The organism is Streptomyces flaveolus (assembly GCF_014648815.1).
GTDB lineage: Bacteria > Actinomycetota > Actinomycetes > Streptomycetales > Streptomycetaceae > Streptomyces > Streptomyces flaveolus.
Genome location: NZ_BMRV01000001.1, coordinates 350,982 through 377,320 on the forward strand (window position 1 = coordinate 350,982; position 26,339 = coordinate 377,320).

The 26,339-nt window shown below is 71.3% G+C and carries 20 protein-coding genes; 9 read left to right on the forward strand and 11 right to left on the reverse strand.

All coding sequences use genetic code 11. The features are described from left to right. Positions 1–350 precede the first annotated feature (350 nt). The 7 genes from IEZ05_RS01600 (at position 351) to IEZ05_RS01630 (ending at position 12,997) form a co-directional block, all read left to right on the forward strand. Positions 351–1,622, forward strand: coding sequence for an extracellular solute-binding protein (locus IEZ05_RS01600; protein WP_189228116.1), 1,272 nt, complete (start codon positions 351–353; stop codon positions 1,620–1,622). Between the two features lie 107 nt (positions 1,623–1,729). Then, positions 1,730–2,734: a carbohydrate ABC transporter permease gene (locus IEZ05_RS01605; protein ID WP_189228117.1), complete on the forward strand. Its 1,005-nt coding sequence runs from the start codon at positions 1,730–1,732 to the stop codon at positions 2,732–2,734. Positions 2,735–2,747: 13 nt separating this feature from the next. After that, complete coding sequence (locus IEZ05_RS01610) at positions 2,748–3,656, forward strand: sugar ABC transporter permease (protein WP_189228118.1); 909 nt, start codon at positions 2,748–2,750, stop codon at positions 3,654–3,656. Positions 3,657–3,806: 150 nt separating this feature from the next. Further along, positions 3,807–5,489 (forward strand): glycoside hydrolase family 13 protein, encoded by a 1,683-nt coding sequence (locus IEZ05_RS01615; RefSeq protein WP_189228119.1) that lies wholly within the window; start codon positions 3,807–3,809, stop codon positions 5,487–5,489. Between the two features lie 148 nt (positions 5,490–5,637). Beyond that, positions 5,638–7,011 carry an alpha-amylase gene (locus IEZ05_RS01620; protein ID WP_189228120.1) on the forward strand — a complete coding sequence of 458 codons (1,374 nt, stop codon included), beginning with the start codon at positions 5,638–5,640 and terminating at the stop codon, positions 7,009–7,011. 155 nt (positions 7,012–7,166) lie between these two features. Further along, a complete protein-coding gene (gene pulA, locus IEZ05_RS01625) occupies positions 7,167–12,593 on the forward strand; it encodes a pullulanase-type alpha-1,6-glucosidase (protein ID WP_189228121.1) in 5,427 nt (1,808 codons plus the stop codon). A gap of 50 nt (positions 12,594–12,643) precedes the next feature. Next, positions 12,644–12,997 carry a 5-carboxymethyl-2-hydroxymuconate Delta-isomerase gene (locus IEZ05_RS01630; protein ID WP_189228122.1) on the forward strand — a complete coding sequence of 118 codons (354 nt, stop codon included), beginning with the start codon at positions 12,644–12,646 and terminating at the stop codon, positions 12,995–12,997. A gap of 1 nt (position 12,998) precedes the next feature. On the opposite strand, the gene IEZ05_RS01635 is transcribed toward IEZ05_RS01630, so the two are convergent. From IEZ05_RS01635 to IEZ05_RS01645, 3 genes are all read right to left on the reverse strand, one after another. Continuing rightward, positions 12,999–13,715 carry a TetR/AcrR family transcriptional regulator gene (locus IEZ05_RS01635; RefSeq protein ID WP_189228123.1) on the reverse strand — a complete coding sequence of 239 codons (717 nt, stop codon included), beginning with the start codon at positions 13,713–13,715 and terminating at the stop codon, positions 12,999–13,001. 66 nt (positions 13,716–13,781) lie between these two features. Continuing rightward, positions 13,782–14,852, reverse strand: a complete 1,071-nt coding sequence (locus IEZ05_RS01640) for a PDR/VanB family oxidoreductase (protein ID WP_189228124.1) — start codon at positions 14,850–14,852, stop codon at positions 13,782–13,784. Between the two features lie 88 nt (positions 14,853–14,940). Continuing rightward, a complete protein-coding gene (locus IEZ05_RS01645) occupies positions 14,941–16,866 on the reverse strand; it encodes a hypothetical protein (protein ID WP_189228125.1) in 1,926 nt (641 codons plus the stop codon). A gap of 137 nt (positions 16,867–17,003) precedes the next feature. Here IEZ05_RS01645 and IEZ05_RS01650 point away from each other — a divergent pair, with 137 nt between their 5' ends. Continuing rightward, complete coding sequence (locus tag IEZ05_RS01650) at positions 17,004–17,432, forward strand: hypothetical protein (protein ID WP_189228126.1); 429 nt, start codon at positions 17,004–17,006, stop codon at positions 17,430–17,432. A gap of 73 nt (positions 17,433–17,505) precedes the next feature. On the opposite strand, the gene IEZ05_RS01655 is transcribed toward IEZ05_RS01650, so the two are convergent. From IEZ05_RS01655 to IEZ05_RS01690, 8 genes are all read right to left on the reverse strand, one after another. Continuing rightward, on the reverse strand, positions 17,506–19,038 hold the full coding sequence (locus tag IEZ05_RS01655; protein WP_189228127.1) for a DUF1996 domain-containing protein: 1,533 nt from the start codon (positions 19,036–19,038) through the stop codon (positions 17,506–17,508). Positions 19,039–19,170: 132 nt separating this feature from the next. Then, positions 19,171–19,824: a response regulator transcription factor gene (locus IEZ05_RS01660; protein WP_189228128.1), complete on the reverse strand. Its 654-nt coding sequence runs from the start codon at positions 19,822–19,824 to the stop codon at positions 19,171–19,173. Continuing rightward, positions 19,809–21,071 carry a sensor histidine kinase gene (locus tag IEZ05_RS01665; RefSeq protein WP_189228129.1) on the reverse strand — a complete coding sequence of 421 codons (1,263 nt, stop codon included), beginning with the start codon at positions 21,069–21,071 and terminating at the stop codon, positions 19,809–19,811. Before IEZ05_RS01665 ends, IEZ05_RS01660 begins: the two co-directional genes overlap by 16 nt. Before the next feature lie 52 nt (positions 21,072–21,123). Then, the gene (locus IEZ05_RS01670; protein WP_189228130.1) at positions 21,124–22,143 is read right to left on the reverse strand and encodes an SDR family oxidoreductase; all 1,020 of its coding nucleotides are present in this window, start codon (positions 22,141–22,143) and stop codon (positions 21,124–21,126) included. A gap of 61 nt (positions 22,144–22,204) precedes the next feature. Next, positions 22,205–22,792, reverse strand: coding sequence for a winged helix-turn-helix domain-containing protein (locus tag IEZ05_RS01675; protein WP_189228131.1), 588 nt, complete (start codon positions 22,790–22,792; stop codon positions 22,205–22,207). Positions 22,793–23,182: 390 nt separating this feature from the next. Continuing rightward, positions 23,183–24,214, reverse strand: a complete 1,032-nt coding sequence (gene glnII / locus IEZ05_RS01680; RefSeq protein ID WP_189228132.1) for a glutamine synthetase — start codon at positions 24,212–24,214, stop codon at positions 23,183–23,185. 227 nt (positions 24,215–24,441) lie between these two features. Beyond that, entirely contained in the window at positions 24,442–25,182 is a 741-nt protein-coding gene (locus IEZ05_RS01685) for an RlpA-like double-psi beta-barrel domain-containing protein (protein WP_189228133.1), read from the reverse strand. A 246-nt stretch (positions 25,183–25,428) separates the two neighbouring features. Further along, positions 25,429–25,788 carry an arsenate reductase family protein gene (locus IEZ05_RS01690; RefSeq protein ID WP_189228134.1) on the reverse strand — a complete coding sequence of 120 codons (360 nt, stop codon included), beginning with the start codon at positions 25,786–25,788 and terminating at the stop codon, positions 25,429–25,431. A 174-nt stretch (positions 25,789–25,962) separates the two neighbouring features. On the opposite strand from IEZ05_RS01690, the gene IEZ05_RS01695 reads away from it, so the two are divergent. Next, on the forward strand, positions 25,963–26,277 hold the full coding sequence (locus tag IEZ05_RS01695; RefSeq protein ID WP_189228135.1) for a hypothetical protein: 315 nt from the start codon (positions 25,963–25,965) through the stop codon (positions 26,275–26,277). Positions 26,278–26,339 lie beyond the last annotated feature (62 nt).

Sequence of the window (26,339 nt, forward strand, 5' to 3'; positions counted from 1 at the left end):
CTTGCACACCGACCGGGCGCCGTGGGCGGCCAGTTGGACGGCCCGGCGCGGGCTGCTGCGTCATCGCGCTCCCTCGAGAAAGTGGCGGCAAGAGCTTGCAGAGTCTTGCACAACCGGCCCGATACCGCTCGTGGCCCGTAAACAAGCGTCTCACGACGGTCGCTGGGAGGTCACGCACGGATAACTTCGGAGATCTCTTGCACTTTTTTGCAGCAAGACCTTTCGCCGCGCTTACATCGCTGTTACGTTCACGTCGCCCGACGGCGGCAATGACGCGGTCGGTGTCGGCAGGAGCGGCGGACGGGCCCGCGACCCTGCACCACACGGGCTTTCACCCTCAAGGAGAACTCATGCGGCGTGGCATAGCGGCCACCGCTCTGGTGGCGTCCCTCGCCCTCGCGGCGACGGCGTGCGGCGGGGACGGCGACAGCGACAGCGAGTCCGGCGGACCGGTCACCATCACTTACTGGGACACCTCCAACGCGACCAACGAGGCGCCGACCTACAAGGCCCTGGTCAAGGAGTTCGAGGCCGCCAACAAGGGCATCAAGGTCAACTTCGTCAACGTGCCCTTCGACCAGGCGCAGAACAAGTTCGACACCGCCGCCGGCTCCAAGGGCGCCCCGGACGTGCTGCGCTCCGAGGTCGGCTGGACCCCCGCCTTCGCCAAGAAGGGCTTCTTCCTGCCGCTGGACGGCACCGAGGCCCTCGCCGACCAGGCCAAGTTCCAGCCCAACCTGATCGAGCAGGCCAAGTACGAGGGCAAGACCTACGGCGTGCCGCTGGTCACCGACACGCTCGCCTTCGTCTACAACAAGGCCCTGTTCGAGAAGGCCGGCGTCCAGGCCCCCAAGACCTGGGACGACCTGAAGAAGGCCGCCGCCACCATCAAGGACAAGACCGGCGTCGACGGCTTCTGGGGCTCCACCGCGGGCTACTACGCCCAGCCGTTCCTGTACGGCGAGGGCACCGACACGGTCGACGCCGACGCCAAGAAGATCACCGTCAAGTCGCCCGCGGCCCAGAAGGCCTACGGCACCTGGCTGAGCCTGTTCGACGGCAAGGGCCTGCACAAGGCCGACACCACCGCCGACGCCTACGCGCACATCCAGGACGCGTTCGTCAACGGCAAGGTCGCCTCGACGATCCAGGGCCCGTGGGAGATCACCAACTTCTACAAGGGCTCGGCGTTCAAGGACAAGAACAACCTCGGCATCGTCACCGTCCCGGCCGGCTCCACCGGCAAGGCGGGCGCCCCGACCGGCGGCCACAACCTGTCCGTGTACGCCGGTTCGGACAAGGCGCACCAGGACGCAGCGCTGAAGTTCGTGAACTTCATGACGTCGGCGAAGTCCCAGGAGACCGTCGCGCTGAAGAACTCCACGCTGCCGACCCGCGACGACGCCTACACCGCCCAGGTCAAGGCCGACCCGGGCATCGCCGGCTACCAGACGGTCCTGCCCGCCGCCCAGCCGCGCCCGGCGCTGCCCGAGTACAGCTCCCTGTGGGGCCCGCTGGACGACGAGCTGCCCCAGATCGCCGGCGGCAAGAAGTCCCTCGACGAGGGCCTCGGTGACGTCGAGACCGCGATGACCAAGCTGGTGCCGGACTTCGGCAAGTGAGTCCGGGCGGCCGCCGGGTCCCCCGTCCAGGGGGGAGGGGATCCGGCGGCCACCGGCCCGCGCGTCGTACCCCTTGATCTTCCTGCTGCTCCCGAAGGTGTCGAACCATGACAGTCGCCATCGACCGCGCGACCGGCAAGCGCCGCGGTGACCGCACCCCGCGGCCCGGCCTCGGCCGGCGTGTGAAAGACGGATACCAGAAGCACTGGTACGCCTACGCGATGATCGCGCCGGTGGCCGTCGTGCTCGGCGTCCTCGTGCTGTACCCGCTGGTGTACGGCCTCTATCTCACGCTCACCGACGCCAACAGCCTCAACTCCGCGCGCACCATCGGTGTCAACCACATCGACGCCACCTACAAGTTCATCGGCCTGGACAACTACGCCGACATCCTGTGGGGGCCGACGTCGTACGACCGGTTCTGGTCGCACTTCATCTGGACGATCGTGTGGACGGCGCTCTGTGTCGGCCTGCACTACTTCATCGGCCTGGGCCTCGCGCTGCTGCTCAACCAGAAGCTGCGCGGACGCACCTTCTACCGGCTGATCCTGGTCCTGCCGTGGGCGGTGCCGACCTTCGTCACCGTCTTCGGCTGGCGCTTCATGCTGGCCGACAGCGGCATCATCAACTCCGCCCTCGAGACACTGCACCTGCCGACGCCGCTGTGGCTCGAGGACGTCTTCTGGCAGCGGTTCGCCGCGATCATGGTCAACACCTGGTGCGGTGTGCCGTTCATGATGGTCTCGCTCCTCGGCGGCCTCCAGTCCATCGACGCCAGCCTGTACGAGGCGGCGGAGATGGACGGCGCGGGCGCCTGGCAGCGGTTCCGCTACGTCACCCTGCCGGGGCTCAGGTCCGTCAGCTCCACCGTCGTGCTGCTCGGCATCATCTGGACGTTCAACCAGTTCGCCGTGATCTTCCTGCTCTTCGGCAACACGGCCCCCGACGCCCAGATCCTCGTCACCTGGGCGTACCAGCTCGGCTTCGGACAGCAGCCGCGCGACTTCGCGCAGTCCGCCGCATACGGCATCCTGCTGCTGGCCATCCTGATCGTCTTCACCTCCTTCTACCGCCGCTGGCTGAACCGCAATGAGCAGCAGCTCGCGAACTGAGGCAGGAGCCGCCATGAGTACCACCACCGTGCCGACCGAGGCTCCGGCCGAGAAGGCCACCGCCTCCGCCGCCCCCGCACGCCGGGTGCCCCGGGGTGAACGCAGCCGCGTCTCGTCCCTCGCCTCCCACGGCATCCTGATCGTCGCGAGCCTCGTCGCGCTCTTCCCGATCGCCTGGCTGGTCTACCTGTCCCTCGGTCCGGACAAGGACGACTACCTGCACCCCGGGGGCATCTGGTCGAAGATGACCTTCGACAACTACGCCTTCGTGCTCCAGCACACCGCCTTCTTCGACTGGCTGAAGAGCTCGCTGATCGTCTCGCTGGGCACCACGGTCATCGGCGTCATGGTCGCCGCCACCACCGGCTACGCGGTCTCGCGGATGCGCTTCCCGGGCTACCGGAAGCTGATGTGGGTCCTGCTGGTCACGCAGATGTTCCCCATCGCGGTGCTGATCGTGCCGATGTACCAGATCCTGTCCGAGCTCCAGCTCATCGACAACTACTTCGGTCTGATCCTCGTCTACTGCTCGACCGCGGTGCCCTACTGCGCCTGGCTGCTCAAGGGCTACTTCGACACCATTCCGTTCGAGATCGACGAGGCCGGCCGGGTCGACGGGCTGAACCCCTTCGGCACCTTCTTCCGGCTGATCCTCCCGCTCGCCAAGCCGGGTCTCGCGGTCGCCGGTTTCTACAGCTTCATCACGGCCTTCGGCGAGGTCGCCTTCGCCTCGACGTTCATGCTGAGCGACTCGAAGTACACCTTCGCCGTCGGTCTGCAGAGCTTCGTCAGCGAGCACGACGCGCAGCGCAACCTGATGGCGGCCACCGCCGTGCTCGTCGCGATACCCGTCTCCGCGTTCTTCTACCTGGTGCAGAAGAACCTGGTGACCGGCCTCACCGCCGGCGGCACGAAGGGCTGACGCCCGCCCCACCGACTCCCGCGCCTCACCGCGCGGGTGGCGGCCGCGGTGCCCATCCGACCCCGCCGGCACCGCGGCCGTCTCGTCCCCCGTCGCCGGACACCACCACGCATCCATGACCCGAACCGCCCCGTTACGTACAAGGACGCCATGAGCCAGCAGCCTTCCGCCGCACCGGCCCCCACCTCTGCCACCGCCACCGCCACGCGGCGCCGCGACTGGTGGCGCGACGCGGTCATCTACCAGGTGTACCCGCGCAGCTTCGCCGACAGCAACGGCGACGGCATGGGCGACCTGGAGGGTGTCCGCACCCGCCTGCCGTACCTGCGCGACCTGGGCGTGGACGCCGTGTGGCTCAGCCCCTTCTACGCCTCCCCGCAGGCCGACGCCGGTTACGACGTCGCCGACTACCGGGCAGTCGACCCCATGTTCGGCACCCTCCTGGACGCGGACGCGCTGATCCGCGACGCCCACGGGCTGGGCCTGCGCATCATCGTCGACCTGGTCCCGAACCACTCCTCCGACCAGCACGAGTGGTTCAAGCGCGCCCTCGCCGAGGGCCCCGGCTCCCCGTCCCGCGACCGCTACCACTTCCGCCCCGGCAAGGGCGTCAGCGGCGAGCTGCCGCCCAACGACTGGGAGTCCATCTTCGGCGGCCCCGCCTGGACCCGGGTCACCGAGCCCGACGGCACGCCGGGGGAGTGGTACCTGCATCTGTTCGCCCCCGAGCAGCCCGACTTCAACTGGGAGCACCCGGCCGTCGGCGACGAGTTCCGCTCCATCCTGCGCTTCTGGCTGGACATGGGCGTGGACGGCTTCCGTATCGACGTCGCCCACGGCATGGTGAAGGCGGAGGGGCTGCCCGACCTTGGATCGCACGAGCAGCTGAAGCTGCTGGGCAACGATGTCATGCCGTTCTTCGACCAGGACGGTGTGCACGACATCTACCGGCAGTGGCGGCTCATCCTCGACGAGTACTCGGGTGAGCGCATCTTCGTCGCCGAGGCGTGGACCCCGACCGTCGAACGCACGGCGAACTACGTCCGCCCCGACGAGCTGCACCAGGCGTTCAACTTCCAGTACCTCGGCACCCACTGGGACGCCGAGGAGCTGCGCACGGTCATCGACCGCACCCTGGACGCCATGCGCCCCGTCGGCGCCCCGGCCACCTGGGTGCTGTCCAACCACGACGTCACCCGGCACGCCACCCGCTTCGCCAACCCGGCGGGCCTCGGCACCCAGATCCGTCTGGCCGGCGACCGTGAGCTGGGCCTGCGCAGGGCCCGCGCGGCCACCCTGCTGATGCTGGCGCTGCCCGGCTCGGCCTACGTCTACCAGGGCGAGGAGCTGGGCCTCCCGGACGTCGTCGACCTGCCCGACGAGGTGCGCCAGGACCCGGCGTACTTCCGCGGCGCCGGCCAGGACGGCTTCCGCGACGGCTGCCGGGTGCCGATCCCGTGGACGCGTACGGGGTCGTCGTACGGCTTCGGCGACGGCGGCAGCTGGCTCCCGCAGCCCGCGAACTGGGGCGAGCTGAGCGTCGAGGCCCAGACCGGTGAGCCCGGCTCGACGCTGGAGCTGTACCGGACCGCGCTGGCCGTCCGCCGTGAGCAGGCCGACCTGGGTGCCGGCGACGCGGTGGAGTGGCTGCGGGCGCCCGAGGGCGTCCTCGCCTTCCGGCGCGGGGAGTTCGTGTGCGTGGCCAACACCACCGGCGAGTCGGTGGCGGTGCCCGCCCACGGCCGCGTGCTGCTGGCCAGCGGCGAGGTGACCGAGGCGAACGGCGAGGCGAAGGTGCCGGCCGACACCACCGTGTGGTGGACGACGGCCTGACGGCGCCGCCCGACGGAGGTCCGGCAAGAATTTTCGTTCAATTGCCTACGGCCCGCTGCCCTTTCGGGCGGCGGGCCTTTAACATCTGCGTCACCGAAATCTTGCTGAAGCTTTCAGCAAGAGCCTTCAACGAAGAAGGAACCCCCACATGGCACGCAGAGCCCTCACGGGGGCCGTCGCTCTGGCGGCGGCCGCCCTTGTCATGAGCCCAACGAACGCGCAGGCCTCCCCGCCCGGCACCAAGGACGTCACCGCGGTCCTCTTCGAGTGGGACTTCGCCTCCGTGGCCAAGGAGTGCACCAGCACCCTCGGCCCCGCCGGGTACGGCTACGTCCAGGTCTCCCCGCCCGCCGAGCACATACAGGGCGGGCAGTGGTGGACCTCGTACCAGCCCGTCAGCTACAAGATCGCCGGCCGGCTCGGTGACCGCACCGCCTTCAAGAACATGGTGGACACCTGTCACGCCGCCGGGGTGAAGGTCGTCGCCGACGCCGTGGTCAACCACATGTCCGCGGGCAGCGGCACCGGCACCGGCGGCTCGTCGTACACGAAGTACGGCTACCCCGGGCTGTACTCCTCGTACGACTTCGACGACTGCACCGCCCAGGTCACCAACTACCAGGACCGGTACAACGTCCAGCACTGCGAGCTGGTCGGCCTCGCCGACCTGGACACCGGCGAGGAGTACGTCCGCGGGAAGATCGCCGGCTACCTCGACGACCTGCTCTCCCTCGGCGTCGACGGCTTCCGCGTCGACGGGGCCAAGCACATTCCCGCCGCCGACCTCGCGAACATCAAGTCCCGGCTGTCCAACCCGTCCGTGTACTGGAAGCAGGAGGTGATCCACGGCGCCGGCGAGGCCGTGCAGCCCACCGAGTACACCGGCAACGGCGACGTGCAGGAGTTCCGGTACGCGTACGACCTCAAGCGCGTCTTCAACAACGAGAACCTCGCCTACCTCAAGAACTACGGCGAGGGCTGGGGCTACATGAGCAGCGGCGTCTCCGGTGTCTTCGTCGACAACCACGACACCGAGCGCAACGGCTCCACGCTCAGCTACAAGGACAACGCCACCTACACCCTGGCCAACGTCTTCATGCTGGCCTGGCCCTACGGCGCCCCCGACGTCAACTCCGGCTACGAGTGGTCCAGCACGGACGCCGGGCCCCCCAACGGCGGCCGGGTGAACGCCTGCTGGCAGGACGGCTGGAAGTGCCAGCACGCCTGGCCCGAGATCAAGTCGATGGTCGCCTTCCGCAACGCGACGCGCGGCCAGGCGGTCACGAACTGGTGGGACAACGGCAACGACGCCGTCGCCTTCGGGCGCGGCACCAAGGGCTACGTCGCCATCAACCACGAGTCGGGCGCGTTGACCCGCACCTACCAGACCTCGCTGCCGGCCGGGACGTACTGCGACGTCCAGGGCAACAGGCCGGTGACCGTGAACGGCTCCGGCCAGTTCACGGCGACGCTGGGAGCCAACACCGCGCTCGCCCTGTACGCGGGCAGGTCCGGCTGCTGACCGGCTCCTGACCGCCTGCCGGACACGTGTCACGAGCAAGGGTCGTGAAATTCCTTTCCGTTACTTTCACGACCCTTGCCGCAAGACTTGCGTCGGCGCTACGGTCACGCCGGGGTCGGACCCGATCGAGCCGTAATCGCAAGGAGTTCACACCGGTGATACCGAGATGGCCGGCGCCTGTGAAGCGCCGCACCGCCGCATCCGGAGGGGCCGCCGCCCCACGGATCGCGGCCGTCACCGTCGCCGCGCTCGCGGCGACACTCCTGACACCCCTCGCCGCGCGGGCCGACGCCCCGCCCGCACCCCCGTCGGACGCGAAGCTGGCGAAGACCGCCGCCCGCCACGACCTGACCCGCGAGCAGTTCTACTTCGTCCTGCCGGACCGCTTCGCCAACGGTGACACCCGCAACGACAAGGGCGGCCTGACCGGCACCCGTCTCACCACCGGCTACGACCCCACCGACAAGGGCTTCTACCAGGGCGGCGACCTCAAGGGCCTGACCGAGAGACTCGACTACATCAAGGGTCTGGGCACCACCTCCATCTGGATGGCGCCCATCTTCAAGAACCAGCCCGTGCAGGGCACCGGCCAGAACGCCTCCGCCGGCTACCACGGCTACTGGATCACCGACTTCACCCAGGTCGACCCGCACTTCGGCACCAACCAGGACCTCAAGGACCTCATCGCCAAGGCGCACGCCAAGGGCATGAAGGTCTTCTTCGACGTCATCACCAACCACACCGCCGACGTCGTCGACTACGAGGAGAAGTCCTACGACTACCTCTCCAAGGGCGCCTTCCCGTACCTGACCGAGGACGGGCAGCCCTTCGACGACGCCGACTACGCCGACGGCACCCGCCGCTTCCCCCGCGTGGACACCGGGTCCTTCCCGCGCACGCCGACGGTGCCGGCCGCGAAGAAGAACCTCAAGGTCCCGTCCTGGCTCAACGACCCGGCCATGTACCACAACCGGGGCGACTCCACCTGGGCCGGCGAGTCGGCCACGTACGGCGACTTCAACGGCCTCGACGACCTGTGGACCGAACGGCCCGAGGTCGTCAGCGGCATGGAGAAGATCTACGAGCGGTGGGTGAAGGACTTCGCCATCGACGGCTTCCGGATCGACACCGTGAAGCACGTCGACATGGAGTTCTGGACCCAGTGGGCCACCGCGCTGGACGCCTACGCGGCGAAGCGGGGCCGCGACGACTTCTTCATGTTCGGCGAGGTCTACTCCGCCGACACCTCCGTCACCTCCCCGTACGTCACCCGGGGCCGCCTGGACTCCACGCTGGACTTCCCCTTCCAGGACGCGGCCCGCGCGTACGCCTCCCAGGGAGGCAGCGCCCAAAAGCTCGCCTCCGTCTTCGGTGACGACTGGAAGTACACGACCGACAAGGCCAACGCCTACGAGCAGGTCACCTTCCTCGGCAACCACGACATGGGCCGCATCGGCACCTTCCTGAAGCAGGACGACCCGAAGGCCACGGACGCCGAACTGCTGAAGAAGGACAAGCTCGCCAACGAGCTGATGTTCCTCAGCCGCGGCAACCCGGTGATCTACTACGGCGACGAGCAGGGCTTCACCGGCGCCGGCGGCGACAAGGACGCCCGCCAGCCGATTTTCGCCTCCCGCACCGCCGACTACCTGGACGACGACCAGCTCGGCACCGACCGCACCCACGCCGAGGCCGCCTACGACACGAACGCGCCGCTGTACCGGCAGATCAGCGCCCTCGCGGGGCTCCGCAAGGCCAACCCGGCCCTCGCCGACGGCGTCCAGACCGAGCGCTACGCGGCCGACGGCGCCGGCGTCTACGCCTTCTCCCGCACCGACGCCGAGAGCGGCACCGAGTACGTCGTCGCCCTCAACAACGCCGACGAGGCGAGGACGGCCACCTTCGCGACCGGCTCGGCCGGCATGACCTTCCGCGGCCTCTACGGCACCGACGCCACCGTGCGGTCCGGCGCCGACAAGAAGGTCACCGTCACCGTGCCCGCCGGCTCGGCGATCGTCCTCAAGGCCGCCGGCCCGCTCGCCTTGCCCGCCACCGCGCCGACGATCACCCTGAAGGCCCCGGCCCCCGGCGCCACCGGCACCGTCGAGCTGACGGCCGACGTCGACGGCGGACAGCTGAACCGCGTCGTCTTCGCCGCCCAGACCGGCGACGGCACCTGGCGCACCCTCGGCACCGCCGACCACGCCCCCTACAAGGTCACCCAGACCATCGGCGAGGACACCCCGGCCGGCACCGCCCTGCGCTACAAGGCGGTCGTCGTCGACTCGGCGGGCCGCACCGCGAGCGCCACCGCCGCCTCGGCGACCGGCACCCCGCCCGTCGAACAGCCGCCCACCGCCGCCTCCCGCGACTACGCGATCGTCCACTACAAGCGGCAGGACGGGAACTACGGCGACTGGGGCCTGTACGCCTGGGGCGACCTCGCCGACGGCGAGGCGACCACCTGGCCCGCCACCCACCCCTTCACCGGCCGGGACGCCTACGGCGCCTTCGCCTACGTCAAGCTCAAGCCGGGCGCGTCGAACGTCGGCTTCCTCGTCATCGACAAGGACGGGAACAAGGACGTCGCCGCCGACCGCACCATCGACGTCACGCAGACGGGCGAGGTGTGGATCGAGCAGGGCAAGGAGCAGGTCGTCACCGAGCGGCCGGAGTACCCGGCCCAGGACACCACCAAGGCCGTCCTGCACTACCACCGCGCCGACGGCAACTACGACGGCTGGGGCCTGCACGTCTGGACGGGCGCCGCGAATCCCACCGACTGGTCGAAGCCGCTGGCACCGGTGAAGACTGACGCCTATGGCGCGGTCTTCGAGGTGCCCCTCACCGAGGGTGCCACCAGCCTCAATTACATCCTCCACAAGGGCGACGAGAAGGACCTGCCCACCGACCAGGCCCTGGACCTCAAGGCGAACGGCCACGAGGTGTGGCTGGTGAGCGGCCAGGAGAAGTACCTGCTGCCGCAGCCCGCGGGCTCGGCCGCCGCCGTCGACCTCACCACCGCCAAGGCGGTCTGGATCGACCGGAACACCCTCGCCTGGAACGGCTCCGAGGGCGCCGCCTCCACCCAGCTGCTCGCCTCCCGCAGCGGCTCGGTCAAGGCCGCGAACGGCACACTCACCGCGGACGACGCCCACTGGCTCCGCCTGTCGAGGACCACCCTCACCGAGGCCCAGAAGGCGAAGTTCCCCCACCTGAAGGCGTACACCGCCTGGTCCGTCGACCCGCGCGACCGCGACCGGGTCCGCGAGGCCCTGCGCGGCCAGGTCGTCGCCTCCCAGCGTGCCGCGGGCGGCGCCGTGCTCGCCGCGACCGGCGTGCAGATCGCCGGCGCCCTGGACGACCTCTACGCCGGTGCCACCCGGGTCGGCCTAGGCCCGGTCTTCCGCCACGGCCGCCCCACGCTGTCCGTGTGGGCGCCGACCGCGCAGAGCGTGAAGCTGGAGATCGGCGACCGCACGGTGGGCATGCGGCGCGACGACGCCACCGGCGTCTGGTCCGTCACCGGTCCGGCGTCCTGGAAGGGCAAGCCCTACCGGTACGTCGTCCAGGTCTGGGCGCCCACCGCCGGCAAGGTCGTCACCAACAAGGTCACCGACCCCTACTCGGTCGCCCTGACCACCGACTCCGAGCGCAGCCTCGTCGTCGACCTCGACGACCGCGCGCTCGCCCCGCGCGGCTGGTCGCACTACACCAAGCCCAAGGCCGTGCCGCTCAGGGACGCCCAGATCCAGGAGCTGCACATCCGCGACTTCTCCGTCGCGGACCGGACGGCCGACCCGGACCACCGGGGCACCTATCTCGCCTTCACCGACAAGGACAGCGACGGCTCGAAGCACCTGCGCGAGCTGGCGCGGGCCGGCACGTCCTACGTGCACCTCCTGCCCGCTTTCGACATCGCCACCATCCCCGAGAAGGAGTCCGACCGGACGAGCGTCGACTGCGACCTCGCGTCCTACCCGGCCGACTCCGACAAGCAGCAGGAGTGCGTGGCGAGGGCCGCCGCCAAGGACGCCTACAACTGGGGCTACGACCCGTACCACTACACGGTCCCCGAGGGCTCCTACGCCACCGACCCCGACGGCACCGCCCGCACCGTCGAGTTCCGCAGGATGGTCAAGGCGCTCAACGACGACGGCCTGCGCGTCGTCATGGACGTGGTCTACAACCACACGGCGGCGAGCGGCCAGGCGGACACGTCCGTCCTCGACCGGATCGTGCCCGGCTACTACCAGCGGCTGCTGGCCGACGGCTCGGTCGCGAACAGCACCTGCTGCGCGAACACCGCCACCGAGAACGCCATGATGGGCAAGCTGGTCGTCGACTCGATCGTCACCTGGGCCAAGGAGTACAAGGTCGACGGCTTCCGCTTCGACCTCATGGGCCACCACCCGAAGGCCAACATCCTCGCCGTCCGCAAGGCCCTGGACGCCCTGACCGTCGAGAAGGACGGCGTCGACGGCAAGAAGATCATCCTGTACGGCGAGGGCTGGAACTTCGGCGAGGTCGCCGACGACGCCCGCTTCGTCCAGGCCACCCAGAAGAACATGGCCGGCACCGGCATCGCGACCTTCTCCGACCGGGCCCGCGACGCCGTGCGCGGCGGCGGCCCCTTCGACGCCGACCCCGGCGTCCAGGGCTTCGCCTCCGGCCTGTACACCGACCCCAACTCCTCCAAGGAGAACGGCACCGAGGCAGAGCAGAAGGCCCGCCTGCTGCACTACCAGGACCTGATCAAGGTCGGCCTCTCCGGCAACCTCGCCGGTTACCGCTTCACGGACACCGACGGCAAGGAGGTCAAGGGCTCCGAGGTCGACTACAACGGCGCCCCCGCCGGATACGCCGAGGCCCCGGGCGACGCCCTCGCCTACGCCGACGCCCACGACAACGAGTCCCTGTTCGACGCGCTCGCCTTCAAGCTGCCGAAGGGCACGTCCGCCGACGACCGGGCCCGTATGCAGGTCCTCGCCATGGCCACCGCCGGCCTCTCCCAGGGCCCCGCGCTCTCCCAGGCGGGTACCGACCTGCTGCGCTCCAAGTCGCTGGACCGCAACTCCTACGACAGCGGCGACTGGTTCAACGCCATCCACTGGAACTGCGCCGACGGCAACGGCTTCGGCCGCGGGCTGCCGCCGGCCGCCGACAACAAGGACAAGTGGCCCTACGCGGCGCCCCTGCTCACCTCGGTGAAGGTCGGCTGCCCGCAGATCCGGGGCGCCTCGGCCGCGTACCGGGACCTGCTGAAGATCCGGACGACGGAGAAGGCCTTCTCCCTCGCCACGGCCGCACAGGTGCAGTCGGCGCTCGCCTTCCCGCTCTCCGGCAAGGAGGAGACACCCGGCGTGATCACCATGACCCTCGGTGACCTGGTCGTGGTCTTCAACGCGACCCCGCAGGAGCAGCGGCAGCGGGTGGGCGAGGCCGCCGGGACCGGCTACCGGCTGCACCCGGTGCAGGCGTCCGGAGCGGACCCCGTCGTGAAGAAGGCGGCCTACGCGCGGGACTCGGGCACCTTCACGGTCCCGGCCCGCACGGTGGCGGTCTTCACCCGCGCGGGCTAGCGGGACGCTGCGGCTAGGGTGCTCCTGTCCGCCGTAGAAGAGGAGCACCCATGCCGCAGATCACCATCGAGCGTTCCGGATCTCTCGACGACGTCGACTGGGAGGAGTTCGCGCTCGCCCTGCACCCGGTGGTCGTCGAGACGGCCGCCGCGCGGCTGGAGGCGTGCAAGACGCGGGTGCTGCGCAGCGAGGACGAGGCGGTCGGCGCCGAGAAGGAGCGGAACGCCATCGTGAACGTGTCGATCGCCCTGCTCGCCGGTCGGTCCGACGAGACGAAGGCGCAGCTCACCGAGGCCGTGGTGGAGCTGCTGCGCAAGCACGTCGAGCCCAGGGACGGGGTCACCCTGCACCTGTCGGCCGAGGTGCGCGACCTCGACCCGTCCTACCGCAAGGCCGAGGTCTGAGCTACGACGCCAGCCGGATCAGCCGGCCGACCAGGTCCGTGAACGGTCCGTCGGCCGGCTCGTCCTCCAGGATGCCGCGCAGCAGGGCGCCCATCTCCTCGTCGTGGGCGGCGCTCACCGCCAGCAACGCGGCGAAGTCGTGCACGAGCTGGGCCTCCAGCTCGGCGCGCGGGATGCGCCGGCCGTCGAGCCAGATCAGGGCCGTCGACTCGGCGAGCGAGATCCAGGAACGGACGACCAGTTCCAGGCGCGCGGGCGGGTCGGTGACGCCCAGGTGCGAAAGGATCTGGACATACGCGGCCTGCCGTACGGAGTCGACGAGCGCGTTCGCCGTGGACACCGTGGTCAGGGAGCAGGCCCCGCCCGCGGAGACCGCCGGGCCCCCGCGCATCAGGGCCGAGAAGCCGGGGCCGTGCTCGTCGACGAAGTCGAAGTAGCGCCCCATCACCCGCAGCAGCCGCGCCCCGAGCGGTCCCTCCCGTGGTTCCGCGAACCGGGCCGCCAGATCGCTGGAGGCACGCTGCAACGCGGCCTCGTACAGGCTGAGTTTGCCGGGGAAGTAGTGGTAGACCAGCGGGCGCGAGATGCCTGCGGCCGACGCTATCTCGTCGATGGAGACCTCGTCGGGCGAGCGGCGGCTGAACAGATCGAGCGCGACGCCGATCAGCTGCTGCCGCCGCTCCTCAACGCCCATTCTGCGGCGTACCCCGGTAGTCATACGAACACCTTACCGATCGCATCCGGCCCTCGAACGGGCCGGACCGGGCATCGGTGTTCACCGGTCTCACAGATCCAGCACGAGCCGCGTACTCCTGGCCCGCGAGACGCAGATGAGCATCGAGTCGCCGCGCTCCGAGTCGGTCAGCAGCTCGTCCCGGTGATCGATCTCGCCCTCCAGCACCCGCTGTTGGCAGGTCCCGCACCAGCCCTGCTCGCAGGAGTACGGCGTGTTCGGCAGCTCGGTGCGCACGGCGGCCAGCACGGACGAGCCGGCGGCCACGGTCAGGGTGCGCCCGGTGCGGTGCAGCTCGACCTCGAACTCCCCGTCGCCGCCCGCCGTCCTACGCGGCGCGAACCGCTCCAGGTGCGGGGCGGTGCCCTCCGGGAGCCGCTCCTCGACGGCCGCCATCAGTCCCTCCGGGCCGCAGCAGTAGACGGCCGCCCCGTCGGGGAGATCCGTGAGGAAGGCGTCCAGGTCCGGCAGCCCGCCCTCGTCCTCGGCGACCACGGTGACCCTCGACCGGCCCGCGTCCAGCTTCTCGACGTCCTCCAGGAACGGCATCGAGGCCCGCGTCCGCCCGCCGTACAGCAGCCGCCACTCGGTGCCCTCCGGCAGTGCCCGCAGCATCGGCAGGATCGGGGTGATGCCGATGCCGCCGGCGACGAAGACGTAGGCGGGGGCCTCGACCAGCGGGAAGCGGTTGCGGGGTCCGCGCACCTCCAGCTCCGTGCCCTCCTGCACCTGCTCGTGCACCTCGCGCGAGCCGCCCCGCCCGTCCTCGACCAGCCGCGTGGCGACGGTGTACGACGAGGTGTCCTCGGGATCTCCGCACAGGGAGTACTGCCGGACCAGCCCCGACGGCAGGACCAGGTCCACGTGGGCTCCCGGCTCCCAGCGCGGCAGGTCGTGCCCCTCCAGACGGATCCCGACCACCCCGTCGGCCAGGCGTTCGTGCGCGGTGACCAGCAGCTTCGGGCCGCGGCTCCCGGACCGCCCGGAGACCGGCGCCCGGGCGGCGGCCGTCGTCCCCGGCGGCGAGGCCGGACTCCGGCCCCGTATCGCCCGCCGGACGACCAGCGCGGCGCCGGCCACCACCACCAGGGTCTTCAGCGTGGAGACATGCTTGTTGGACATGACGTCAATGTACTGACGAGTAGCCCCGTCAGGAACCCTTGTGCGGGCACTTGTTGACACTGGTGTCAGCAAGCGTGGGCTCCGGTGGCTAGCGCAGCCCGCCGATCGTCCGCCCGTTCTCCAGGACGCCCTTCAGCTCGGCCTGCGCGCCCCGCTCGGCCGCGGCCGTCAGCAGGTTGCCGTCGGCGGAGCCGCTGACCTTGCCCGTCGCCTCGATCGACTCCGTGTCCCGGCTGCCGGCGGCCAGCAGGTACCAGTGCCCGCCCTCCGACTTCCACAGCACCCCGGCCAGCACGTGGGGATCGCGCCTGCCGCACGCCGGTGCGTCCTGGGCCTTCGCGGCCACCGCGCCCTGCGCCCCGCCCGGCGTCCGGAACTGCGCCATCACCCGCGCCCCGTCCCCCCGCCAGGTCTCGGCCCGCGTGCACACCCACTCGCCCGAACCGGTGTCGTCGGGCAGCGGCTGGCTCGCGAACTCCCACGCGTTCACCGACCGCACCCCCTGCCCGCGCACGGCGCCCAGGGAACAGGCGTACGGCGCCCAGGCGTGCAGCGCCTCGGCGCCGGAGACCTCCTTGGTCCTGCCGGGCCGCCCGGTGGTGAGGTGGGCCGGGACCAGCTCGCCGAGGTCGCTCGCCAGCCGGGTGTGCGAGCCGTCGGTCAGCTGGAGCACGTTCCACGAGGTGCAGGCGCCGGTGCGCTGGACCGGGGTGGCCAGCGGCGAGGTCACGCCGTCGGTCAGCGTCAGGTCCATCGCTCCGGAACCGGGCTTCGCCAGGTCCCGCTCGGCCGCCTTCGTCACCCAGGGCGCCGTCAGATAGCGCACGTTGCCGTCGGCCCGGCCCAGCACCACCGCGGTCGCCTCCGCCCGGCCGGCCCCGTCGGCCCGCGCGAAGTCGAGGGCGGCGCCCGCCGTGCCGTCCTTCGGCTCGGCGTAGCGGACGATGCGCAGACCGTCGTAGAGGATCACCACGCGTGCCGTGTCGACGGTCCCGGCGTACAGCAGCTGCGGCGGTCCGGCCGGCCCGCCGCTCGCGGTGCCCGCCGTCGCGGAGACCCGCACGTTCCCGCCGGGGCGGGCCCAGACGGCGAGGGCCCGGCGCAGCAGCCGCTTGTCGCCGGTGAGGGCACCGCGCGCCGGCCACACCGAGAAGTCGGTGCGCGCGGACGTCTTCCAGGCGGCGGGAGCGGCCTTCGTCAGCCTGCCGGGGTCGAGGGCCGCCTCGGCCGCCGGGTTGCGCGCGTACGCCGGGGCGGCGGCGCCGTCCGGCCCCCAGCCGTCGCCGGGCAGGCTCAGCAGCGCCCCGCACACCACCAGCGCCGCCCCGGCTACCAGGGCGGCCTTCGTGTGCCGGCGGCGCCGCATCAGATCGGTGGGCCGGGCCTGGAGCGAGCAGGGGTCGAACTCGGGGGAGCCGAGCAGCGCGTACTGGTCCGCCACCTCGTCGGCCTCGCGCAGCGCGGCATCGGCGTCGGCCTCGGCGACCCCGGCGGCCGTCAGCACGCGCCGCACGTCTCCGTCCGGGAGCCGGTCGAGACCGCGCAGCGCGTACGCCGCCCGGGCCGGGCCGGACAGGGCGGACAGCCGCTGGTCCAGGGCGAGTTCGTCGGCGCCGCCCGAGCGCGGGAAGAGCGTGAGCCCCCACACCTGGGGCAGCAGCGGCGGCAGCTGGGACCGCCTGGGCCACGCCCGGCGCCGCAGCGGCAGCCCCGCCTCCAGCGCCGTCCGCACGACCCGCAGACGCACCAGGGCGTACCCCGGGTCGCCCTCACGGCCGGTCGACTGGGCCGGGATCACGGGCGGCGTCGTCCGGTTCCTGGGCAGCGCGCGCTGCGTCAGGGCGTGCGCGGTCAGCACCCGGCGGCTGCGGCCGAGGTCCGGCGGCAGTACCAGGTAGGCGAGGCGGACCAGGCCCGGATAGTGCTCGACGAGCGCGGCCTCGGCCTGCTCGACATCGACGACCGGGTCACCGGCGGACGGTGCGGGGCGTTTGGCGACATCCTGTGACTGCACGTCCAGCAGAACGAGCCAGTCGGCCCGTGGTCACCCGGGGTGCGTTTGAGCGCTTCGCGCTCCGCCGCCGTACCGATGGCCGGAGCCCCGCGCCGGGGCTCCGTGCGGCATGTCGCCGGAAGGGACCGGAGGAACACATGAGGCTGACCCGACCGAGGCTCGCGCTGGCCGGAGCGGTGACGGTACTGGCGCTGACGGGCTGCGCGTCCGAGGGGGACGGCGAGGCCGTACCGGAGACGGCGACCGGGAGCCTGGAGCACCTGGCCGCCGAGGCCGAGTGCGAGCCGGACCTGCAGACCGACGCGGACACCATCCGCCAGGCCATCTGCGAGAAGGGCGACGAGAAGTACATCCTCGCCACCTTCGCCACCGACCGCGGACAGCGCGAGTGGATCAACACGGCCAAGGACTACGGCGGGTACTACCTCGTCGGCCGCAAATGGGTCGCCGTCGGCCACGAGGACGTCGTGGCCGGCCTGCGCGGCCGGCTCGGCGGCACCCTGGAGCAGGGGGCACAGCACGGGGGCGGGACGCACCCGGCCGGGCACGGCGGCCACGGGAGCTGACCGCCCGCGGGAACGGGGGAGGGCCGGTGGCGGGTGTCCGCCACCGGCCCTCCCGGGTCCGTCACCGGGGGGACTACGTGCAGTCCTCGCCGTTGTTGATGCAGTCGACCACCTCGTTCATCAGGTCCTCGTCCATGACGTTGATGAAGTCGTTGTGGTCGGTGATCGGCTTGTGCAGCTGCTCCGGGAAGCTGTCCACGGCGTACGGGTTCCGCACCTGGCCGTTCTCGACGACCGGGGTGGGGATGTCGTACACCAGGCGGACCTGGAGCTGGGGGATGGCCTGGAAGCCGTCCGGGCAGTTGCCGTTCTCGTCGACGAACGCCGTGTGGGTGCGGTGGTTGGCGCTGTCGATGTTCTGGCCGTCCCAGCAGCTCTGGAAGTTGCTCGTCCGCACCACCTGGCTGCCGTCGGGGCACAGCGGGTACTTGTCCGTGACCTGCCGGTCCTCGAAGCCGGTGCAGCTCCACGAGCTGTTGGCGTTCGCGTCCCCGTTGATGAAGGACTTGGCGTCACCGGTGATGATGCGCAGGAACTTCGGCATCGCGACCACGTCGCCCTGCCGGTTGCCGACGAACTTCAGCTCGGCCTGGGCGGGCTTGAGGATCTTGCCGACGTTGCCCTCGGCGCCGCCGCCCTGGTCGCCCGCGTCGAACTCCTGCGTACCGTCCTGGAGCCGCAGCACCGGCCAGTAGTAGGTGGACTTGTCGCCCTGGTTCCGGCACGAGGTGTCGGCGTTCGCCAGGTCGTCGTCGCTGGAGAAGGCGTCGTTGTCCTGGTTGCCCACGTAGTCGTGCGTGTGGTGCGCGCCGTTGTCGACGCCGGGGGCGGCGATCAGGTTGTCGCTGTTGAACAGGTTGTTCTCGTTGACCCCGCAGTCGGTGGTGAAGGTGCCGGTGGAGCCGCCGTCGCCGTCGGCGGCGAGGCCGTTGCGGCTGTTGCGCGAGTTCGGCTGGACGTCGTTGATGTCGATGAAGTCGTCGGCCACCGGGCCCGCGACGCCGTTGCCGTTGTCGTCCGGGTTCTGGCCGCCGTTGTCCTGGCCGCCGTCCTGGCCGTCACCGCCCTGGTCGCCGTCGTCCTGACCGCCGCCGCCCTGACCGCCGTCCTGGCCACCGTCGCCGTCCTGCGGCTGGTCCGCGGGCCGGCCCTGGCACGTGGCCAGGTCGTCCAGGTTGTCGTCCGCCCGGCCGCCGGCCCGGTTGATCTCCAGCTGGATCCGGTCGATGATCGCCTTCCGCCGGTCCCTGAGCGGCACGAGGATGGCGTTGTCGACGAACCGGGAGTCCCCGGCCTGCGCACGCCGCGTGGTGGCGAGCCGCTGATAGGCGTCGGTGATCTGGCTGTCCAGCGTGGCCAGTTCGCCGTCCACCTCTCCGCGGGCCCGGTCCGGCACGTCGGAGATCCGCTGACCGACGTCGGGACAGCTGATGGTCGCGACCTGCGCCGCGGCCGACCTCGTCCGGTTGTGCGGTGAGTGCTCCTCGTGGGCCGAGGCGTAGAAGTTCGCCCAGACCAGCCCGCCCCCACCGAGCGCCAGGGCCGCCGCCCCGGCAACGGCCTTGGCGGCCAGCGGCATTCGGCGTTTTCTTGTGTTGCGTCCCATGGAACTCCTCTGACTTCCTTGCGGGGCATCGAGGCGCCCGACAGGAGTGAAGCGGCTCCCTTCCATACGGAAGCCGCTCCGGGGGTGTTCACCCGTCTCGGGAATCGGGGAGTCCGGTGGGACCGGTGTGACTCAGCGGCCGTGGTCGAGATAGGCCAGAACCGCCAGGACACGGCGGTTGTCGTCGTCCGAGACCTCGAGGCTCAGCTTGGCGAAGATGTTCGCCGTGTGCTTCGCGATCGCGCGCTCCGTGACGACGAGCCGGCCCGCGATCGCCGCGTTCGTCCGCCCCTGCGCCATCAGCTCCAGCACCTCCAGCTCCCGGGGCGTCAGCCGCTCCAGCGGCCGGTCCTCCGCCGCACGCCGGCTCAGCAGTTGCTGGATGACCTGCGGATCCATCGCCGTACCGCCCGCCGCCACCCGCCGTACGGCGTCCACGAACTGCTCCGCGTCGAACACCCGGTCCTTGAGCAGGTAGCCCACCCCGCCGCTGCCGTCGGCGAGCAGCTCACGCGCGTACAGCTGCTCCACGTGCTGCGACAGCACCAGCACCGGCAGCCCCGGTCGCTCCCGGCGGGCGGTGAGCGCGCACTGCAGGCCCTCGTCGGTGTGCGTGGGCGGCAGCCGGACGTCGACCACGGCGACGTCCGGCTCCAGTTCGGCCAGCGCGCGGGTCAGCTCGGGGCCGGACTCGACGGCCGCGGCGATCTCGAAGTCGTGGGCCTCCAGGAGCCGGACCAGTCCGTCGCGCAGCAGGAACAGGTCTTCGGCTAGGACAACGCGCAAGGGATCTCCATGGTGACCATCGTGGGGCCGCCCGCCGGGGAGCTGACGGCCAGGACGCCGTCGAATGTACCCAGCCGCCGCTCCACCCCGGCCAGCCCCGACCCCGCGCCGGCCACCGCACCGCCCTTGCCGTTGTCGGTGACGGAGATGCGCAACCGCCCGTCCGCGTGGTGCACGTCGACCCAGATCCGGTCGGCGCCGGAGTGCTTCACGGCGTTGGTGAGCAGCTCGCTGACCGCGAAGTACGCGGCCGACTCCACGGGCGCCTCCGCGCGGCCGGGCAGGTCCACGTCGGTCTCGACCCGCAGGGGCATGCGCAGCGCCAGCGCCCGTACGGCGTCCCCGAGCCCCCGTTCGGCGAGGACCGGCGGGTGGATGCCGCGCACCAGCTCGCGCAGTTCCGTCAGGGCCTCGGCCGAGGACTGCCGGGCCTGCGCCAGCAGCTCGCGCGCCTTCGCCGGGTCCTTCTCCAGCAGCGCCTCGATGGTGCCCAGGTCCATGCCCATGGCGACCAGCCGGGCCTGTGCCCCGTCGTGCAGGTCCCGTTCGATGCGGCGCAGTTCGGCGGCGGAGGTGTCGACGGCGTCGCGGCGCGTCTCGGTCAGCACCCGGACCCGCTCGGCCAGTTCGTCCTCCGAGCCGAGGAGGTCGGCGGTGAGCCGGAAGTGGGCGTCCAGCATGCGCGGGGCGAGCCAGAGGGCCGGGAGGAGGAGTGCGACGCCCAGCGCGGCGGCGTAGAACGCGGAGGTCTGGTCGGTGACGTGCACGAAGCCGTACCAGTAGCCGTCGGGCAGCACCCGCCACAGCCCGGCCGCGATCACCAGCCCCTCCAGCGGGTACAGGGGCAGCGCGAAGGCGAGCAGCGCGAGGACGAAGCCCGCCGTCATGTCGGCCGGCAGCCAGCGGAAGTCCCGCCAGGTCGCCGGGTCGCCGAGCATCCCGAAGGTGCGGGCCCACGGATTGGCGTCCGCCGGCAGCGGCCGGTACGCCCGCGGGATCCGCACCCCGCCCCACTCGGCGGCCAGCAGCCGCCGCCGGTCCGCGAACGCCCGCACCCCCGTCAGCACCCATGGGGTGGTGACGATGCCGACCCCGATGGGGATCAGCGCGATCGAGACCAGGGTCAGGACGAAGCACAGCACCGCGCCGGGGAGACAGACAAGCGCCAGGCCCAGCCCCCGCACGGCCGTCAGGCCCACGTTCCGTAGCCGCGTCCCGCCGCCGTCGTTCGTCGTCTCGAAGCTCATGGCCTCAGTCTCGCGGAGCCGAAGAAACGGGTCACGGGGTCAGGCCCCCCGGTCAGGGGGTGGTGCCAGGTACACCACCGTCCGCCGCGAGCACCTTCGCCTCCGTCTCCGGGTCCAGCCCCACCGGCGGCCGGTCCGGGCGCTGCGGCGCCGTGCCGCCGATGTCCCGCAGCCAGGTCCACGTGTCGGAGACGGTCTCGGTGACCGGCCGACAGCGCAGTCCCGTCGCCAGCGCCCGGGAGACGTCGGCCGTGTGCAGCGCGTCGTGCAGGTCGCTGCCCGGCGGCACCCACACCGGCAGCTGCGTCCACGGCTGCACACCGGCGCCGAGGACGGTGTCGGGGGCCGTCCAGCGCAGCTCCGCCGCGCCGCCCGTGACCCGGACGCAGGCGTCGAGCAGACCGCCCATGGTGGCGTGCCCCGGCGCGGAGACCAGGTTGTACGGCCCGCTCAGCTCCTGCTCCACGGCGCCGAGGGTCCAGGCGGCCAGGTCGCGGACGTCGACGTACTGCAACGGCAGGTCCCGGGGGCCGGGTGCGAGCACCGGGCCGCCGCGTGCGACGCGGTCCAGCCACCACGGCAGCCGCCCGATGTTCTCGTACGGGCCGAGGATCAGCCCGCTGCGCACGAGCACCGAGCGGTCCGCGCCGAAGGCGTCCAGGACGGCCAGCTCGGCACCCCGCTTGTCCCGGGCGTAGTCGCTCTGCCCGGCGTCCGCCGAGGCACCCTCGACGAGCGGGGCGTCCTCGGTGTATCCGGCGGGCGGTGCCCACGCGTACACCGAGCAGCTCGACACGTACACGTACCGGTCGGCGCGGCCGGCCAGCAGCCGCGCCGTGTCCCGCACCGCGCGGGGCGCCGCCGACCAGGTGTCGACGACGGCGTCCCAGGTCCCCTCGGCGAGGGCGGTGAGCCCGTCGGGGGCGGTGCGGTCGCCGTGCAGCGAGCGCACCCCGGGCGGTGGCGCGTGCCGCCCCCGGTGGAACACGGTCACCTCCCAGCCACGCCCGAGCGCCGCCTCCACCACGGCCCGCCCCACGAACTCCGTACCGCCCAGCACCAGTAGTCTCATGCGGGCCACTCTGCCCGGCGCGGCGGCCCGGGGGGAACGGCCGTCTGCCGACAGCAGAGTCTCAGCGTCCGGTGGGCGGCGTGTACTTGTAGCCGACGCGCCGCACGGTCTGGATCGTCCGCCGGTGTTCGGCGCCCAGCTTGCGGCGCAGCCGGGCGACGTGCACGTCCACGGTGCGGCCGTCGCCGACGTGGCCGTAGCCCCACACCGTGGTGACGAGCTGGTCGCGGGTGTGCACGCGGTGCGGATGCGCGACGAGATGGGCGAGCAGCTCGAACTCGAGGTAGGTCAACTCGAGTTGGCGTCCGTCCACGGAGGCGGTCCGGCGTGCGGCGTCGATCCGGACGAGCGGGTCGCCGGCGACGTCGGCGTCCTTGGCGTCCTGCTGCTCGGTGCCGGGGACGGCCACCGGCGGGAAGGGCGGCTGCTGGTCGGCGGGGACGAGCACCAGGTAGCCGACCATGGGCGGCCGGCCCGGCAGGGTGGGCAGGGTGTGCGGGGGAGCGGGCAGCCAGGTGGCGCCCGGCGGCAGGAAGTCCGTGACGTCCACCACCTCGTCCCGGTCCACGGCCCGCAGCCGGTGGCGGGCCGGGACGGCGGGGGCGGAGGCGGTGACGGGAGCGGTGGAGAGGGAACGAGTGGTCGCCATGAGAGGTCAGCTCTTTCGCGCGAGGAGTTCGTCGGGAGGACGACGGCCGCGGCGCGGCGGCCGGGGCGTCGGGGACGTACGTCGTGCGCGTCGGCGAAAGCCGGGACTACGGCTTCACAGGGCCGGCGCGATCGTCGCGCGGCAACACACCCGGTCGAAGTCGTGGTGCTGACGGGAAGGCCAGAAGGGCTCGAGGTCGTGGCGACCCGTCGCTGCGTGCTTCTGGAAGGCGGACATGGGTCCATTGAAGCAGACGGCCGCGCGCGACAGGAGGGTCCTCTCACTGCTTGGACGTCTTCCGGCGTCGGTTGACGCCTCGTCGGCCGGAAACCGACGTCGGAAAGGGGCGCCCGCCACGACGGCGGACGCCCCTGCGCGAGACGGCACGGATCAGACCTGGCCGGCCTTCTCCAGCGCGGAGCAGCAGGTCTCCACCAGCAGGCGGGTCACCACGTACGGGTCGACGTTGGCGTTGGGACGGCGGTCCTCGATGTAGCCCTTGCCGTCCTTCTCGACCTGCCACGGGATGCGGACCGAGGCGCCGCGGTCGGACACGCCGTAGGAGTACTCGTTCCACGGGGCGGTCTCGTGCAGGCCGGTCAGGCGGTCGTCGATGCCCGCGCCGTAGTTCTTGACGTGGTCCATCGGCTTGGAGCCCTCACCGAGCGACTCGCACGCGGTGATGATCGCGTCGTAGCCCTCGCGCATCGCCTTGGTGGAGAAGTTGGTGTGCGCGCCCGCGCCGTTCCAGTCGCCCTTGACCGGCTTGGGGTCCAGGGTGGCGGAGATGTCGAAGTCCTCGGCGGTGCGGTAGAGCAGCCAGCGGGCCACCCACAGCTGGTCGGAGACCTCCAGCGGCGCCAGCGGGCCGACCTGGAACTCCCACTGGCCGGGCATGACCTCGGCGTTGATGCCGGAGATGCCGAGACCGGCCTTCAGGCAGTTCTCCAGGTGCGCCTCGACGACGTCCCGGCCGAAGATCTCGTCCGAGCCGACACCGCAGTAGTAGCCGCCCTGCGCGGCCGGGAAGCCGCCCTCGGGGAAGCCGAGCGGGCGGGCGCCCTTGAAGAAGGTGTACTCCTGCTCGATGCCGAAGATCGGCTCCTGCGCGGCGAACCGCTCGGAGAGCTCGGCCAGCGCGGCACGGGTGTTGGTCGGGTGCGGCGTCATGTCCGTGTCGAGGACCTCGCACAGCACCAGGATGTCGTCGCCGCCGCGGATCGGGTCGGGGCAGGAGAAGACCGGCTTGAGCACGCAGTCCGAGGAGCTGCCCTCGGCCTGGTTGGTGGAGGAGCCGTCGAAGCCCCAGATCGGCAGGGCGTCCAGACCGGCCGGGGCATCCGTGATGATCTTCGTCTTGGAACGGAGCTTGGCCGTCGGCTCGGTGCCGTCGATCCAGATGTACTCAGCCTTGAAGGTCACGGGGCCACATCCTTCGGGGTGGGTCTGGGCGCACTTGCGGGTGCTGCGGCGCTGCGGCACTGGGCGCCGCGTCTACTGCCGTGCAGCGTGTCAACAGGCGATTTCCCGTCCGTTGCCCGTATGTGAACCCCGTGTTACCTGGGGGCGGTGTGGCACGTCTCACGGCCCAGGCCTCCGCCCGGCGCGGACCGGGCGGAGGCGTGGAGGGCGGGGAGGGGGAGAGGCGGTCAGCCCACCTTCTCGATCAGCGCCCGGCGGATGAGGAACTTGCCCTGCTCCCGGACCTGTTCGAACGCGGCGTTGTTGAGCAGCACGCAGCTGCCCGAGACCGAGTTGACCTCCACCGTCGTCGACTTGTCGTTGTCCAGGTTGGTCACCTTGAGCTTGGTGCCCACCGGGAACTGGTTGCTGGAGGCCGCGGGTGCGCCGCCCTCGCCGGAGAGGGTGACGGTGGAGCCGTTGCAGACCTGTTCACCGGCCTGCGCGGCGCCGCCCGCCTGGTCACCGGGCTGCTGTCCGGCCTCTTCCTGTCCGGCCTCTTCCTGCCCGGCTCCCGCCTGTCCGGCGTCCTGGCCCGTCTCCTGCCCGGCGTCCTGGCCCGTCTCCTGGCCGCCCTGCGGCGGCTGCGCGGCCTGGGAGTCCTGAGCCGACTCCCCCACCGCGCACCCGGACGCCTCCTGCTTGCGCTTGATCTCCTCGATGACCGCCTCGCGGTTGGCGATCCGGGCCTCCGACTGCGCGTCGGGGGCGGCCCGCTGGCCGTCGATGAACCGCTGGTTGTTGCCGAGCGCGGTGGCCAGGCCCTGGCAGACGGTGGAGTCCTGCGCGGACTTGGTCTGCGCGTTCTGGGTGGTCTGCGCGGCGTTCGAGGCGTTCGCCGTCACGAAGGCCCCGCCGCCCGCCACCGACGCGGCGCTCACCAGCAGCGCGATCTTCTTCTTCGTACCGAGACTTCTCCTGCGCGACATGCGCGCCTCCTGAAGAGGTAGGGGAGCGTACGCCGCTATGTACGAGATACCGAACGAGGTGACTCAGCGGTCACGGGGACCGCCGAAGTAACCTGCGTCACAACCACGCTGAGGGGAGGTCGGCCCGCCCCGGGGCCGTCGTCGCCGTCCTCGTACGCCACCACGTTGTCGTCGGCGTACTGGAGCAGACCCTCCGTCTGCCGGGGCGCACCGCGCCGGGAGCGCCGCCTCGCCGGTCGCCGGGACTCAGCGGGACAGGGCGTCCCGTACCGCCTCCTCGGAGCGGCCCACGACGGCCGTTCCGTCCTCCGCCGTGATGATCGGGCGCTGGATCAGCTTCGGGTGCACGGCGAGCGCGGCGACCCAGCGGTCGCGTGACGCCTCGTCACGGGGCCAGTCCTTCAGGCCCAGTTCCTTGGCGTCGGCCTCGCCGGTGCGGGTGATGTCCCACGGTTCGAGGCCGAGGCGGGTGAGGACCTCGCGGATCTCGTCCTCGCTCGGTACGTCCTCCAGGTAGCGGCGGACGGTGTAGTCGGCGCCCTCGGCGTCGAGCAGGCTGATGGCGCTGCGGCACTTGGAACAGGCCGGGTTGATCCAGATCTCCATGCCGCACACGGTAGCCCGAGGGGCGCGAAACCCGTTCTCCCCGCACGCCTCAGCACTCCCGAAAGCCCTTGTGGCCAGGGGCTTTTGTCAGTGGGGGGCGGTAAAATAGAAGCAGTGTTCGAGGGTGTCGCCGGGGTGTCCGGACGGCGCCCCGACCGCGACAGGAGGATGCCCGTGCCCGCAGCCGCACTGAAGCAGAAGCCCTTGCCCACCCAGTCGACCGCCAAGCGACCCGTCCTGCTCGACCTGCCGTACCAGCCCGTGGAGAAGAGCCCGCTGCCGGCGGGCCGCCCCCGCGAGTGGTACGTCACGCACAACCGCCGGCTCAAGGCGATGCGGCTCGCCATCGCCCTGCTCGACTCCGGCGTCTACCTGCCGAACCAGGCCCGCAACGAGACGATACGCAGCGCCGCGGAGACGATCGGCGTGCACCCGCCGTCGGACACGACGTGCCACATGGTGCGGGCGCTGATGCGGTACTCGCGGTGACGCGGGCGCCGGGTGCCGTCTCTTCTTCCGGTGCCCGGCGTCGTGGTTGCCGTCGTCTGGGG